At 66.9% G+C, this 14,027-nt stretch carries 12 protein-coding genes; 8 read left to right on the top strand and 4 right to left on the bottom strand.

Annotation, left to right across the window (positions count from 1 at the left end; genetic code table 11):
- Positions 1–221: 221 nt before the first annotated feature.
- Entirely contained in the window at positions 222–845 is a 624-nt protein-coding gene (locus O7599_RS22990; protein ID WP_281617499.1) for a TetR/AcrR family transcriptional regulator, read from the bottom strand.
- A gap of 102 nt (positions 846–947) precedes the next feature.
- Here O7599_RS22990 and O7599_RS22985 point away from each other — a divergent pair, with 102 nt between their 5' ends.
- Positions 948–1,436 (top strand): peroxiredoxin family protein, encoded by a 489-nt coding sequence (locus O7599_RS22985; RefSeq protein ID WP_281617498.1) that lies wholly within the window; start codon positions 948–950, stop codon positions 1,434–1,436.
- A gap of 1,034 nt (positions 1,437–2,470) precedes the next feature.
- Here O7599_RS22985 and O7599_RS22980 read toward each other — a convergent pair.
- Together O7599_RS22980 and O7599_RS22975 are read right to left on the bottom strand one after the other, a co-directional pair.
- On the bottom strand, positions 2,471–2,989 hold the full coding sequence (locus tag O7599_RS22980) for a hypothetical protein (protein ID WP_281617497.1): 519 nt from the start codon (positions 2,987–2,989) through the stop codon (positions 2,471–2,473).
- Complete coding sequence (locus O7599_RS22975; protein ID WP_281617496.1) at positions 2,986–4,209, bottom strand: molybdopterin-dependent oxidoreductase; 1,224 nt, start codon at positions 4,207–4,209, stop codon at positions 2,986–2,988. Before O7599_RS22975 ends, O7599_RS22980 begins: the two co-directional genes overlap by 4 nt.
- Before the next feature lie 1,730 nt (positions 4,210–5,939).
- Between O7599_RS22975 and O7599_RS22970 the strand changes: the two genes are divergently transcribed.
- From O7599_RS22970 to O7599_RS22945, 6 genes are all read left to right on the top strand, one after another.
- On the top strand, positions 5,940–6,722 hold the full coding sequence (locus O7599_RS22970) for an alpha/beta hydrolase (RefSeq protein WP_281617495.1): 783 nt from the start codon (positions 5,940–5,942) through the stop codon (positions 6,720–6,722).
- Positions 6,723–6,855: 133 nt separating this feature from the next.
- Complete coding sequence (locus O7599_RS22965; protein ID WP_281617494.1) at positions 6,856–8,067, top strand: cytochrome P450; 1,212 nt, start codon at positions 6,856–6,858, stop codon at positions 8,065–8,067.
- A gap of 712 nt (positions 8,068–8,779) precedes the next feature.
- Positions 8,780–9,547 (top strand): TIGR04255 family protein, encoded by a 768-nt coding sequence (locus tag O7599_RS22960; RefSeq protein WP_281617493.1) that lies wholly within the window; start codon positions 8,780–8,782, stop codon positions 9,545–9,547.
- Positions 9,548–9,936: 389 nt separating this feature from the next.
- Complete coding sequence (locus O7599_RS22955) at positions 9,937–10,518, top strand: hypothetical protein (protein WP_281617492.1); 582 nt, start codon at positions 9,937–9,939, stop codon at positions 10,516–10,518.
- Between the two features lie 244 nt (positions 10,519–10,762).
- Positions 10,763–11,998, top strand: coding sequence for a helix-turn-helix domain-containing protein (locus O7599_RS22950; protein ID WP_281617491.1), 1,236 nt, complete (start codon positions 10,763–10,765; stop codon positions 11,996–11,998).
- Complete coding sequence (locus tag O7599_RS22945; protein ID WP_348652560.1) at positions 11,980–12,558, top strand: flavoprotein; 579 nt, start codon at positions 11,980–11,982, stop codon at positions 12,556–12,558. Before O7599_RS22950 ends, O7599_RS22945 begins: the two co-directional genes overlap by 19 nt.
- Positions 12,559–12,774: 216 nt before the next feature.
- Here O7599_RS22945 and O7599_RS22940 read toward each other — a convergent pair whose 3' ends face one another.
- Positions 12,775–13,158 carry a GntR family transcriptional regulator gene (locus tag O7599_RS22940; RefSeq protein WP_281617489.1) on the bottom strand — a complete coding sequence of 128 codons (384 nt, stop codon included), beginning with the start codon at positions 13,156–13,158 and terminating at the stop codon, positions 12,775–12,777.
- Between the two features lie 339 nt (positions 13,159–13,497).
- Between O7599_RS22940 and O7599_RS22935 the strand changes: the two genes are divergently transcribed.
- A complete protein-coding gene (locus O7599_RS22935; protein ID WP_281617488.1) occupies positions 13,498–13,950 on the top strand; it encodes a hypothetical protein in 453 nt (150 codons plus the stop codon).
- Positions 13,951–14,027 lie beyond the last annotated feature (77 nt).

Here is a 14,027-nt window from a genome sequence, read left to right as displayed (position 1 = left end):
GGCGATCGTACGGCCGGCCGCCGTTGCGGTCCGTGCCGCCCAAGGGGCCGGCTCGGCGACGCCGGGCCGCTCACCCACCGATGTCGTGGATGACGTCCCACGCCTGCGCGGGCGCCCGGGTGCCGGCCGGTCCGGCGGAGGTGCCCACGGTCCGGCAGAGGCCCCCGTCCCCGCGGAGCGCCGGTCCCGCCCACGCCGCCCGGCGGGGCCGGGGCCGTCGCTCACCCCGGTTCCGCGGACCGGGCCACGTGCTCGATGGCCATGTCCAGGGCGCGTGCGAGCGGACGGCTCGTGCGGTGGGTCTTGGTCAGCAGCAGCCCGCCCTGCAGCGCGGCCATCAGGGCTTCGGCGAGGGCCTCCGGGTCCGCACCCGGCCGCAGCTCTCCGCGGTCCCGCATGGCGGTGAGACCGGCGCGCAGCGGGGCCTCCCAGGCGGCGAAGCACTCCTGCAGGACGCCACGCGTCCGCGCGTCGCCGTCGGCGAGCTCGCTGGCGAGGGAGCCGAGCGGGCATCCGCCGACGTAACCCAGCTCGTTCTGGATGGCGACGATCTTGTCGCGCCAGCCGCGCAGGGCGGCCAGGGTGTCCAGCGCTTCCAGTTCCGGGCGCTGGGCCTCCATCACCTGCTCCACCTGGTGCCGGGCGATCGCCCGGAGCAGGTCGCTCTTGTCTGCGAAGTAGTGGTAGAGCTGAGACTTGCTGGTGCCGCTGGCCGCCATCACGTCGTCCAGGCTCGTTCCGGCCGCCCCGCTCTCGCGCACCAGCTCGGCGGCGGCCGCCACGATGCGCCCCTTGGTCGCCGCACCCCGACGGGTCAGCCTCGGCTCCTGCCGCACACCTTTCATGATTCTTACGCTAGCCAAACTGGACTTGATAGTCCAGTTTGCTGCTGCCTACGGTCGAACGGATCAGTCCGGCAACAGACCTTGAGAGCAGGGACGCACACCATGACGCGGCTCAGCAACGGCCAGCACTTCCCCGAACTCCGGATTCCGGCGATCGGGGGCAGCGGGACCCTGTCCCTCCCGGACGACCTCGCCGGACACTTCGGAGTCGTTCTCCTCTACCGCGGGTCCTGGTGCCCGTACTGCAACGCCCAGCTTGCCGCCTTCCGGCGCGCCGCCGACACCCTGCTATGGCTCAACGTGCGGGTCGCCGCGCTCTCCGTCGACGACGAGGAGACCACTCGCGCGCTCGTCGAGAAGCACCGCCTGGACTTCCCCGTGGGGTACGGCGCCGACGCCGGCGAAGTGGCCGAAGCCACGGGTGCCTACGTCAACGACGCGCCCGGCGAGCGGCGGTACCTGCAGTCCACCGGGTTCGTGCTGGCCCCGGACGGCACGGTGATCACGGCGGTCTACTCCAGCGGCGCCATCGGACGCCTGGTCCCCGACGACGTCGCCGGCCTGGTCCGCTACCTCCGCGACCACGGCTGACGACGGCGGGTCCGTCCGCTCAGGTACGGGACGGGCCGCGGCCCGCGGCCCGCGGCGCAAGGGCGGCGAGCGGCAGCCGAACCACGGCCGGCGGTCGCCCGGGCGTCGGCGGCCACCGGTGAACCGCTCGTGGCGACCGAACGTGGTGCCTGGAGAGGCGGACGCCTCGACAAGCCCACGAAAGGAGACACCGGATGCCCTCACCTCGGTCCGGCAGCGGCGGCAGTGGCGACAACTCCCACACCAGCCAGTGGGGAGGCCCCGCACAACCGGCCCATGACTACAGCGCGTACGCACAGCAGGTTGCTGCGGTTCCCGGCTCCGGCGACGCCTCCAACCAAAGCCTGCCCGACTACTACCAGCCGCAGGGACACATGGCGCAGCCGCCCGCCTACGCCACGCACGACCCCGGCCAGGCTCCCGCCCCCCGGGCCCCGGCACGCGCGGACTCCCATCGCGACGCTCCGCCCCCCAGGTACCCCGCCCCGGTTCGGCATTGGAGCCAAGGGGACAGCCCGGACCCCACTCAGCCGACCATTGCCGCCATGTACGGCCAGCTTGGACAGGGATACGTCGACAGCCCTCGGTCGATGAGTCCCGCCGGAAGCCAGGCGGACAACAGCATCGGCGGAAGTGCCGGGGAGACCCTGCCCAGCACCAGCACCAGCTACTATTCCGCCCGGGGTTCCGCCCGGAGTGATGACAGCAGGAGCACCTATCACTCCGCAGTCTCCCGGCTCGCTTCCTCCAGGACGAGTTCCAAGCCGAAGCGAGGAAGCGGGGGTTCCCGATAAGCTGAATTTGTCAGGCTCACCTCTTTACGGCAGCGCTTCGGCATAGCCGAAAGGCAGGGCCTCCCGGTAGCTCGGCGACGCGAGTCGGCCGAGCTACCGGGAGGCCCGTTTTCATTGTCGCGAGAAACTCCCCATTGCCACGCAGACCGAGATCATCCCCGCTTACCGGGCCGGCACCCGAACGGCCGGCCCGATGCACGCCGAGGTCTCCGTCGTCGTCCGGCACCTCGCCGGCCGCGTTCACGCTTCTCTTCCACCACCGAGATCAGCCGCACCCACTTCGGCATCACCGGCATCGCCGCGGGCGCCCCGTTCCGGCTCGGGCTGAGGGGACCGTCGGCGGTGGCGTCGGTGATGGTGCCAGGCTGCTGTTGCGGCGGTGACCACCGCGATGACGGTGAGGACGGTGGCCAGGCCGAGTGGGTAGTTGAGAGGGAGCACGGAGGGGTCGGTGGGCCGGCCGGGGCGGAGTAGTACGGGTAGTGCTACGAGGGTGACCGCCCCGGCGGTGAGCAGTCCGGCGCGCCACACGCCGCGTAGTTTCGTTCCGGCCAGGAGGAGTCCGGTGGCGAGTGTTGCCGGTGCCAGTGCTCCGTCGTGGAGGACGAGGGTGGCGGTGGCCCACAGCAGTACGTCGCGGGCGGTGCCCGCCCGGGTCTCGGTGAGGAGGTGTTCGACGCCGACTGCTGCCAGGACGAGGCCGGTGGTGATCAGGAGCAGGCGGATCACGGTCATCGTGGTCATCGGGGTGGGTTTCATGCGGGGATCACTTCCAGGCGGGTGACCCATTTGGTCTGCATGACGCCGGGGCGGTTGGGGGCGATGACGCGGGCGGGGTAGCCGTGGTCGGGGGTCAGGACGTCGCCGTTGAGCCGCAGTGCGAGCAGGGTCAGGTCGTCGCGGGTGTAGGTGTGGTCCATCTCGGTGATGCCGTATCCGCCGCGGGTCTGCAGTGATATGACGCGCAGCCGGGCGCCGTCGGGCAGTCCGGCGCGGTGCAGCAGGTCTTTGATCCGTACGCCTTCCCAGTGGGCCGACTTCGACCAGCCCTCGACGCAGGCGATGGGCAGGGTCGCGGAGTGCTGCGGCAGAGCGCGTAGCTGTTCGAGGGTCAGCTCGTAGCCGGTGGGCCCGTCGACTTTCAGCCGCCAGTCCGTGACGGCCTGGCGGGTGATGCCGGCGGCACGGGCGGTGCGGTTGACGGGCAGCCCCTGCTGTCCGTGGTCGGGGTGGCGTGGGGCCAGCAGGTTCAGGCGGGCCAGAGGGGTCACCGACTGGCCCGCCGTCACGGCGGTCACCGTGCCCACCGCCACGCCGAGGCCGACCAGCAGGGACCGGCGGTCGGCCTGGACAGCGCGCTCCTCTTCATCCCCACCCGCCCCGCCCGGCGCCTCCGGCATGGCCGGCCCGTCCGCTCTCGCGGGTGCGGCGGGTGCGGCTTCCGGCTGCGGGCGAGCCGGGGTGCGGGGGCGGCGCCAGTGGGCCGCGATCTGCGGCGCCTTGACGGCCACGTGCACCAGCAACGCGCCGACGATCACCCAGGCCAGGGCGTAGTGCACCGGCCGGAAGGAGAACGGCCAGGGGTACCACTTCGCGGTGTTGAGCAGTCCTATGAACAGCTCCAGGGTCATCGCCCCGACCAGCACCGCGATCGACAGGCGCTCCAGCGCGTGCCCGACCCCGCGCACCGCAGGCCAGGTGAACAGCCGCGGATACACCGTCCACAGCTTCACCAGCAGCAGCGGGATCGTCGCGATCCCGCTGATGACATGGAGCCCCTGGGTGACGCGGTACCCCGACACCGGCCTGGTCGGCAGATGCCCGATCAGCCACCCCGGCGGCTCCTGCAGCAGATGGCTGACCAGCCCGGTGAGGAACAGAACGAGTACCGCCAGCCCGAGCAGCCGCCCGACGACAGTAGCGGTACGGGCATCGTGCAGACGCCCCGAAAAAGACGGAGGACGGATACGCAAGTGCATACCCCCATCCGACGCTCCCGGAAAGAGAATTCACAGACCCTCCGGCCTTACGAAACCCTGACGAACACACACCCACACGAACTCCAGCCCCTCACCGACCACGCCGAGTCGTGGAACTCATTCCGGCCTTCCCCAGATCAGGTACACCGAAGAACTCGTCGACAAGAGCCGCACCGAAAGGGAGAAAAACGGCGTCACCACCGAACTGATCCGCGCCGTCGACCACGACAAGCGCGCGGGGGGAATCCCGGCGTACGACGACCAGGCACCGGCTGGGACCGCGGGTGCCCGCTTCGGCCTCCCTGACCCCGAGCGCCGCTGACCGTGTTCACCGGACCGGGCCGCAGACCCGCCGGGACTCTGGAGCCATGGCACGACACGGAACCAACAGGGCTCCTGTGCCGAAACGTTGATGAGTGAGATCACCAGCGCAACGACCAGGAGCCCTGCCACGTCACGCTCCCGCACTCAGCCCGGGGGCACAGGATGAGGAACCTTCAGTTCCCGGTCTCCGAGGCGCCCGGCGGCCCGGCGTGACGCCGCTGGGGCGGAGGTGCCCGCCATCGAGACCGCCCTGTCCTCACGACGGGAGGCGTTCAGCGCCGCGCCTTCTTCTTCGAGGTTCCGCTGGACTGTTCGACCGGAACAGGTCGTCGAGCTGGCACCCGGCGCGCGTGTTCGCGCAGCTCGGCCTGTGTGTAACCGCCTCGTGCGGAACGGCTTGATGCGGGCTGTTGGCCGATCGCGGACTGAGCCGCCACTTGGTCCGGGAATATCGAACTCGGCTGCCCGTACCCGTAGCCCGACGGCCCCGTGGTGGGAGACATGGGGGAAACCGGAAACGACGAGCCGGTCTGCGCGCTGTGCAGAGTAGACGGAGTCTGTGGGGCATTCGTCGGATACGCCTGATTCGCCCACGAGAAGTTCGTCTGCAGGGGTGGTACCGTCGGCCGCTCGCCGAGCGCGTACTCGGCCGCCATCGGATCCAACATCGAATCCCGCGCGCCGGGGGCCGGCAGCGCCGAGGTCCAAGTCTGGGCCGGGTCATACGTCGGATATGCCTGATAGCTCTGCGAAACGTCCGTCTGCCCCTGAGGCTGTGGGTCGCCGTGTTGTCGGGCGAATCGCTGTTGGGCAGCGTAGAGCGCGCTGTTGGGGTACGGGGAATTCACCCACGCCCCTAGATTACCTTGGTACCCCGCTTCCGGTGCGATGCCCTGGTCGGCCCCGGCGCTTGTCCCGGCGGGCACCGCATATCGCCGCGACCTGTCCGCTGGCATGTCCCTGATGGGTTCGGGCACACGTGCCCGCCACTCATCGAATGACGGCGGCTGCCTGTCATCCCACGGCTGGGGCGCGTTCCCACGACCCCCACCTTGATTGCTCATCGTCGTTCTCCGTTCGCTGCTGAGCCACGGTGATCTTCCATGCCACCGGCCTGGTCGTCTGTGCGACAGATCCATGCCTCCCTTTGCGGCCGGAGAGGGCACACGGGAAACAACGTGCGCGCCGGAGGAACGGTTCAACCGCCCGGTAAAGGCCCCCGCCGTGTCGTACCCCGGCCGGGTCATGAACCCTTTCGGCCCGGGTGCCGTGGTACTTGACGACTCTTCACGCGAAGCCCGTCGACGACGGCGAGGCTGACCCCGGGCGGGCGGTCGTGGCGATCGTGACGGCCACGCTGATCTCGTCGAGGGCCGACGATGCAACCGAAGGACGGAATCCCACCCATGCCCGTAGCCCACGCCTCCGGCACCGAAGTGCACTACACGATCAGCGGCAACGGCCCAGGGCTGGTCCTGGTGCACGGCACCAGCCTGGACGCCGCGACGAACTACGGCCACATCGTGGAGCACTTCACCGGCGACCGGACCGTCATCACCCCTGACTACGCCGGCTGCGGCAAGACCACCGCACCCGCCGGAGACCTGACGCTCGACCTCCTGGTGGACCAGGTCGTCGCGGCGACGCGGGACGGCGCGAACGGACCGGTCGACCTGGTGGGCTTCTCACTCGGCGCCGTGGTGGCCGCGAGCATCGCGGCCCGCCGGCCCGATCTCGTACGGCGACTCGTGCTCATCGCCGGCTGGACGCACAGCGAGGACCCCCGGCTCCGGCTCGGCCTGGAGACCTGGGGCGAGGTGATGGCCGCCTCGCCCGAGCTGACCTCGGCGGTCGTCCCGCTGCTGGCCTTCAGCCCGGCCTTCCTCAGCGGTCTGGGGCCCGACGGGCTCACCGGACTCCGCTCGGTCGAACCCGCCCACGGCACCCGTCGCCAGATCGCCCTCGACCTGCGCATCGACATACGCGACGAGCTCCCCCGCATCACCGCCCCCACGCTGGTGATCGGGTGCACCCTCGACCAACTGATACCGGTCGAGAACGCCCGCGCCGTGCACGAGGCGATCCCCGGCAGCGACTACACCGAGATCGAGAGCGGACATCTCGTGCTCTTCGAGAAGCCGACCGAACTCGTCCTCCGCATCCGCAACTTCCTCGACACCCCGTCCTGACGTACCGCCCGTCCTGACGTACCGCCTCCCCCGGCACCGAGAAGCCCGGGTTCGGTGCACACATGGCCCGCTCCGGGACACACAAGTGCGCCCGTACGGGAGATCGCATGCCCACCCCCCGTAGGAGACTTTGATGACCGTTGACAACGCAGCTCCCTCGCCGTTCACCGAGACCACCGGGACAGCCCGGCACGCCGCCCTCGCAGCGCTCACGGACTCCGGTCCGGTGCAGCGCCTCACGTTGTTCACCGGCCAGCCCGTGTGGCTGGTCACCGGTTACGCCGAGGCCCGGGAAGTGTTCGCGCACCCCGCGATGGCCAGGAGCCGGCAGGCCGTACCGCACCGGGATGTCTTGCCTGCCGACCTGAGCGCCGCCATGTACACGAACCTGCTCACTTCCAACCCGCCGGAGCACACCCGGCTGCGCAAACTGGTGACGGCGGCGTTCACCGTCCGCCGCATCGAGACACTCCGCCCCGGCATCCAGGAGATCACCGACGGGCTGCTCGACGACCTGGAACGCACCGGCGCGGACGGTTCGCCGGTCGACCTCGTCGCCGCCTTCGGCTACCCGCTGCCGATCACCGTGATCGCCGAGCTGCTGGGAGTCCCGGTGGACGACCGCGACGCGTTCCGCGGCTGGTCGTCAGTCATCGTCAACGCCTCGATGCGCCCTGCCGACACCTACCTGCGCGCGGCCGAGGACATGGTCGCCTACGTGCGCGGCCTGATCTCGGACAAGCGCCGCACTCCCGCCGACGACCTGTTGTCGGCGCTGATACAGGTGCACGACGGTGGCGACCGGTTGTCCGAGGACGAGCTCAGTTCGATGGTGTTCCTGCTGCTCGTGGCGGGGCACGAGACGACGGTCAACCTGATCAGCGGCGCCGCGTACGCCCTGCTGTCCCGCCCGGAACAGATGCGGCTCGTGCGTGCTGAGCCCGACCGGCTCCCCGCGGTCATCGAGGAGCAGTTGCGACACGACGGGCCGAAGCAGGTGCCCGTCCCCTCGGTCGCCACCGCACCGATCACCGTCGGTGGGGTCACCATTCCCGCCGGTGACGTCGTGATGCCGGCGCTGCTGGCCGTCAACCGCGACCCGGCGCGGTTCGCCGAGCCGGACCGGTTCGACGCCACCCGGGCCGCCGCGCCGCACCTGGCCTTCGGGCACGGCCTGCATCACTGCCTGGGTGCGCCGTTGGCCAGGCTGGAGGGCGTCATCGCGGTCGGCAGCCTGGTGCGGCGGTTTCCCGAGCTGCGGTTGGCCGATCCGGACACCGAACCGGAGCGGCTCCTCAGCCTGCTGCTGAACGGCATCGCCAGCCTGCCGGTCACAGTCAGCTGAGCGCGCCCGGCGTTCCCCCAGGCGCACGAAAAGGCGCAGGTCACGCCTTCTGACCCGGGCTCGTCGGAGCCCCCTGTCGGATTCGAACCGACGACCTACGCTTTACAAGTTGTCCGAACCCGTTCCACTAGCTTCCACCTACGTCTGAAGCGAGTGGAGTGTCGGAGTTCACACGAGGCTTCAGCTCTCAGCGGATGCCCGCGGACGATGTCGAACACAGGAACAACCGAGACCACAACCGAGACCGCAGAGGACACTGAGGCCTTCCGTTGACGCTGGCCAGAATGGGGCGAGGGGTTCGGCGACATGCCCCCACCAGCCGTCCGCTACTCCCCGCCCAAGGTGACTGCGTCCCGTTGGACCCCGTTCGGCCCTAGCGACGGCGTCCTTCTAGCTGTACAACTCAGTCGTTGTGGGCTGGGGTTCAGTCCGTGGGCTTCGGCAGCCGCTGACATCGCCTTGGGGCGCAGACTTGCTAGTGATCAGTAGAGGACGGTGATCAATTCCACCCCGCCGTGATCGCTTTCCGCAGCCTCCGCAGCAGAGCCGCCCTCAAGAGTGGATCCCTTGCACCGGGTGATCCACTACCGCTCATGCGTTCGACTGCGTTGCCCATGGGGAAGTGTGACATGAGGGACGACAGGAGCACGATAGTGCGGCATCATAGCGATGCATAGGGTGAACCGGTTGGCGCTCGGACCTGGAGGAATCAGTGAACTCGGACAGCCCGGCTGGCAGTTACGAGCGGCGCAGGTATCGAAATCCTCCGGTAGTTGAAGCCCTCTGTTCTTTCGCATTTGAGCCCGGACGCCCGTGGAATATCACGATCCCCGGGATTTTTTACGAAGCGATTCGGCCCGAATACCCCGATCCTCCGGAAACGAAAGAGGGAGTAGAGGCCAGCTTCGAGCCTGACGCTGCCGGTGGAGCAAATTTGAGCGTGCGTCGACCGCTTAAAGTTACTTACAAGAACGAAAACCGCGTCCTCACGGTAGCCGAAAACTACCTATCGATTCACTGTCTGGTTCCTTACGAGGGTTGGGAATCGCTGAGAGCCCGAACGCTGTCAACACTAAATCACTATAGGAAAACAGCCGAACCGACATCGCTCACGGCAATCGGCTTGCGATACGTGAATCGAGTAGTCGTGCCTGAATCCAGCTTTCGCTTTGGCGACTATTTCGCAATTACTCAAGGGCTCCCAGATACAGGATTTCCGGGCGCAATAACCTCGTTCTTCGATAGGATGGAGTATAAATATACGGACGACCCCACCAGAATCGTCTTCACCTGGGCAAGCGATGACAGCAAAGAAGACGAGAGTGCGGCTTTTGTTTTGGATTTTGACCTGCGCTATCCAGAAAAGGTTCCGTTTGAGGACGTGGCCGCGCGTTTGGATGACTTGCGGAAGCGCGAATCCCTAGCGTTCGAATCGATTATTGGCGACAAGTTGCGGGAGGTTTTTGATGCCGAGCGTTAGCCGTACAGCCCACGACACCACTCGTTTGACTTCCTCCACGCGGTCATCCCACTATACGGCGCCATACTCGCGACATGCGAGCGCGATCGAAAGTCTGATCGACGAGTATTCGGTACCTTATGATTATGCTGACATGCTCAGCCAAAATGGCTATTCCAAGGAGGCTGTCAAGCTAGCTGCACGGGACATAGAAATCCGTCGCCTAATAGCGGAGGTGGATGCCGTGTTGAAGCTACAGGAAGGTCCTCATTCCGATCGATTGCAAACACAGCCAAATGAAGCACGGAGAAGAAGAAGGTATCGGGGTAAGGTCGTTCGCATCGTGCGTGCACCAGCTCTACTCGGTACTCCAGACGCCGAGCTGGACGCGGTAATTTCGATGGAACCAGATGAATGATGAATCTTGGTACGAGATAGTACAGGGCGGCGAACTGTCGCAGGGAGACATACTTCGCGATTGTTCGATTCTTCGTCCGGTGGTCCCTGAGGATCTGGCTCAACTTTCGACTGACCCATCCGATGAAGCCGAAGAGGAGATCGAACTGGAGTCTCAGGTCACCGATGTAGTGATTCTGAGTCAAACCTGCGATCTGGAGAACAACAAGATCGATCAGGTCTTAGTGGCCAAGGTGCTCGCGTACAACGAATTGGTGATACAGGAAAGGGCCCGGGGCAACGGGCTTGTTCGCAGCTCCAAATTTAGGAAAGCTTGCGCGGATGGAAACATGCCCGCCCAATTCCTGTTGCACGCCAAAGACGGTGACCCAGAAATGCCGTGGTCGTTGGTGGAGTTTCATCACCTATTTCTAATCTCAAAGCCGTACCTCCAGGCTCATGCCCGCAACGGCGCTACGCGACTTCGCCTAGCTTCTCCGTACAAAGAACACCTTGGGCAGTCCTTTGCGCGCTACTTTATGCGTGTCGCCTTGCCGAAGGACGGTAGAGAGTTCGAGAAATATGAGCTCGATTGACGCAGGTGCCTGCTCACGCGACAGCAAGGGTGATTAGCGGTACAGCCGCAGTCAGGATTACGCTGGGCGACCAAGTGCATCGAAATTCCCTCTCAGGTGGGCCCCTCACCCGGACATTGTGTCCGGGTCGCTAGTCGTTGAGCCGTGCACCCTTGTACTGCGGGGTGGGAAAGGGTGTCCTGCTCCGTCTCACGAACGCATCTGTACGGTGAAGTTGGCCCCTACGAACGGGAGGCAGCACGAGATGCGTGGTCTGGGAGATCACCTCAGTATCGGGGAACGGATCGCCTTCTACCGGAAGCGCCGGGGTTACACCCAAGAGGTGCTGGCCGGGCTGGTGGGGCGTAGCACGGATTGGCTCGCCAAGGCGGAGACCGGGCGGCGGCAGCCGCCCCGGATCGACATGCTCGCCGAGCTGGCGCGCGTGCTTCGGGTGCCGCTCGGGGATCTGATCGGACAGCCCGTGCTCATGGAAGACGAGAAGCAGCAGGACGACGTACCGGCCGTGCGGGACGCGCTCATGAGCCCTCGCCGCCTCTCGCGGCTGCTGTTCGGGCCGGAGGCTGAGGCGCAGCTTCCGCTGCCAGGGCCCGTTGTGCCGATGGTGGAGCGTAGCTGGGACGACTACCAGGCTGGCAGACTCGGACAGGTCGTCGCCGCCTTGCCCGGTCTTCTCCAGACAGCGCAAGAGCTGGAAGATCGTGCGTCGCGCTCCCCCGATGAGCGGCGGAACTGCTGGGCAGTGTCGGCGCGCGCCCACCACCTCGCGGCAACGACGTTGGCGAAGGTGGGGGAGTCTGATATCTCGTGGCTCGCCGCTGAGCGCGCGATGCGCGCCGCCGATGAGTCTGGGGACCCCCTCGTTCTCGCGTCCGCAGCGCGCTCAGGAACGCACGCCCTGCTCGCGAACGGCCGGTACGACGACGCCATGGAACTGGGCGACACGACCGCGGTATGGCTGTCCTCGCGCATCGAAGAGGACGACCCTGAGGCGTTGAGTCTGCTTGGCATGATCTATCTCCGCGCCGCGATCGCGGCAGCGCGGCACCAAGACCGGGGTACGGCCACGAATCTCCTGGGTCGTGCCTCCACGCTGGCGGATCGTCTCGGCTCCGATGAGAACTACTGGCAGACCAGCTTCGGGCCCACGAACGTGTTGCTGCACAAGCTGTCCGCCGAACTCGACTTGGAGAACGTCTCGTACATCGTGGAACACGGGCAGGTCGAGGTGGACCACCTCCCGCCGGAGCGCGGTGTCTCCCACCGCATCGACTACGCCCGTGCCCTCACCCTCGCCGGCCGCGGTGACGATGCGTTCTCCGAGCTGCGCACGGCGGAGAGCAAGTCACCGCAGCTTGTGCGCAACAATCCTCGTGTGCGTGAGACGCTGCGGGACCTGATCAAACAGTCGCCGGTGACCGGTGGCGCCCGCTCGTCTGAAGTGTTCGTCATGGCTCAGCGGTGCAAGGCGGTGCAGTGAGTACGAAAACTCACAGGGTGCTCGGGGTCGTGGCCACGGGTGCCGGTGGTGTGGAATCCCTGCGGATCGGTCTCGTAGAACCAGCGCTTGAACGAGGCTGGCAGGTGGCCATCACCCTCACGCCGACCGCCGGAGAGTGGCTGCGCAACGCAGGCGAAGTCGGGAAGCTGGAAACACTGACCGGGCTGCCGGTGCGAGACACCCCACGGCTACCCGGGGAGGCTCGGCCGCATCCGCCTGTCGACTGCTACGTCGTTGCCCCGGCAAGCGCGAACACCGTGGCCAAGCTCGCCTTCGGCATGGCTGATAATCAGGCGTTGACACAGGTCAATGAGGCGATTGGCACCCTAGGATTGCCTGTTGTCGTCTTCCCGAGAGTCAATGCCGCCCACGCTCGCCATCCGGCTTGGCAGGGGCATCTTGAGGCGTTGCGCAGGGCTGGCGTACAGCTCGTGTACGGCGATGACGTGTGGCCGCTCTACGAGCCGCGCGAGGCTCCGCCGGGGAGGCGACTCCCGTGGGGCAGCATCCTGACGGCGGCAGACGAGGCCATGGGCTGAAGACTCGTCAACTCCGTTGACCTGCAAGGAAAGAGGACCCGGACAGTCTGTCCGGGTCCTCCACTGTTCCAGGCCACATGCTCGATCGCATGCCAGGGATCGAGAAGCGAAGCGGCGAGTGCGGCACCCTCACACCCGCTGAGTTCGCCTACATCAAGGCGAGCTTGCGTCAGGCTCGCGCGGCTGCTGAACGCCTGCTGTTACGGGCGGACGAACTCACTGCTCGGGTACAGCATCGCGACCGACAGCTTGCTCAAGACGCTCCATCCGCTCATCGAGATGACGGAGTGCGTCATGGATCGAGCTGAGTTCCGCGGCCAGCGCGGCAAAGGCTGGGCTACTCCCCGGCTCGGTGCCGAGGGGTGTTGCGGGGTCTCGTACGAAGGTCCCTCTCCCCTGTTGGCTGAGAACCAGGCCCTCTTCGCGGAGCTGGCCGTAGGCGTTCTGCACGGTCATGAGCTGGACGCCAAGCTCTCTGGCGAGCTGACGCGCGGCCGGCAGCCGGGAGCCGGGCTCGCGGTCGCCGTGCACGATCTCGTTGCGGTACCGCGCAGCGATCTCCTTGGCGGTCGGCTTAGGGGCGTCGGGGCTCACATCCATACGTCCGAGCGTAGCCGGACCTAGGTCAATCTCACGACAGCGGGCGTGACCCGTTGACATTCAGATTGACATGGGTCAATCTGAAACCACGTCCGGAGGGTCCCGTGAAACGGATCCGAAGGAAGCGTCTGATCATTCACAACTCAACAGTGGACCGAGGATCTACACCGCCTGTCCTCAGCCCCAACAAGGCGGTCGGCGCGGGCAAAGCCGCGCGTTCTTCAACCTTTCCGCAGCGTCTTCCGCTGCGGCCGGTTGCCTCCCCCGCCCGTCCGACCAGCTTCGGTCGTACGGGCGGGGCCGAGGGGAGCCGGAATGTCTTCGCTTCCTGGAGTCTTCATGATCACAACACTCGTTGCTGTACTCGGCACTCTCGCCGGGGCCGTGGTCGCCGGAGCCATGCAGCACCTCACGGCGACTCGTACCGCTCGCACGACCACTGCTGAACAGCGGCGCAGGGCACTCGCCGAAGCGGTGCCTACGCTGCTCGCCGCGGTGGTCCGCCATCGCGAGCAGCAGTATCTGAAAATCGCAGCCCGGCGCGAGAGCCGGGATGACACCGTCGAGGCGCGGCAGGCACGGTACGCCGCGCGTTCAGCGGTCACCAGCGCCATGGACACGCTGTACATGGTCACGCAGGACCGGGAACTTCTCGCGGCAGCACAGGAAGCCGTGGACGCCGCGATGGCGCTCGGGGACGTCCCGGGATCCGAGGTGGACGCGGCTGGGCTGCGAGCCCGCCAGGCGCACACCGCGCTGCGGGAAGCCGGTGCCCGTGCCCTCTCCACCTGAACCGCACGCATCAGCCCTGACGGTCGTACAAGGCCGGGTTCGACTCCCGGCCGGGGCGCTCACCCTCGCCGGATCTC

This window comes from Streptomyces sp. WMMC500, from assembly GCF_027497195.1.
GTDB lineage: Bacteria > Actinomycetota > Actinomycetes > Streptomycetales > Streptomycetaceae > Streptomyces.
Note: the sequence above shows the minus strand (reverse complement) of the source record. Positions and strands in the feature narration are given on the sequence as shown.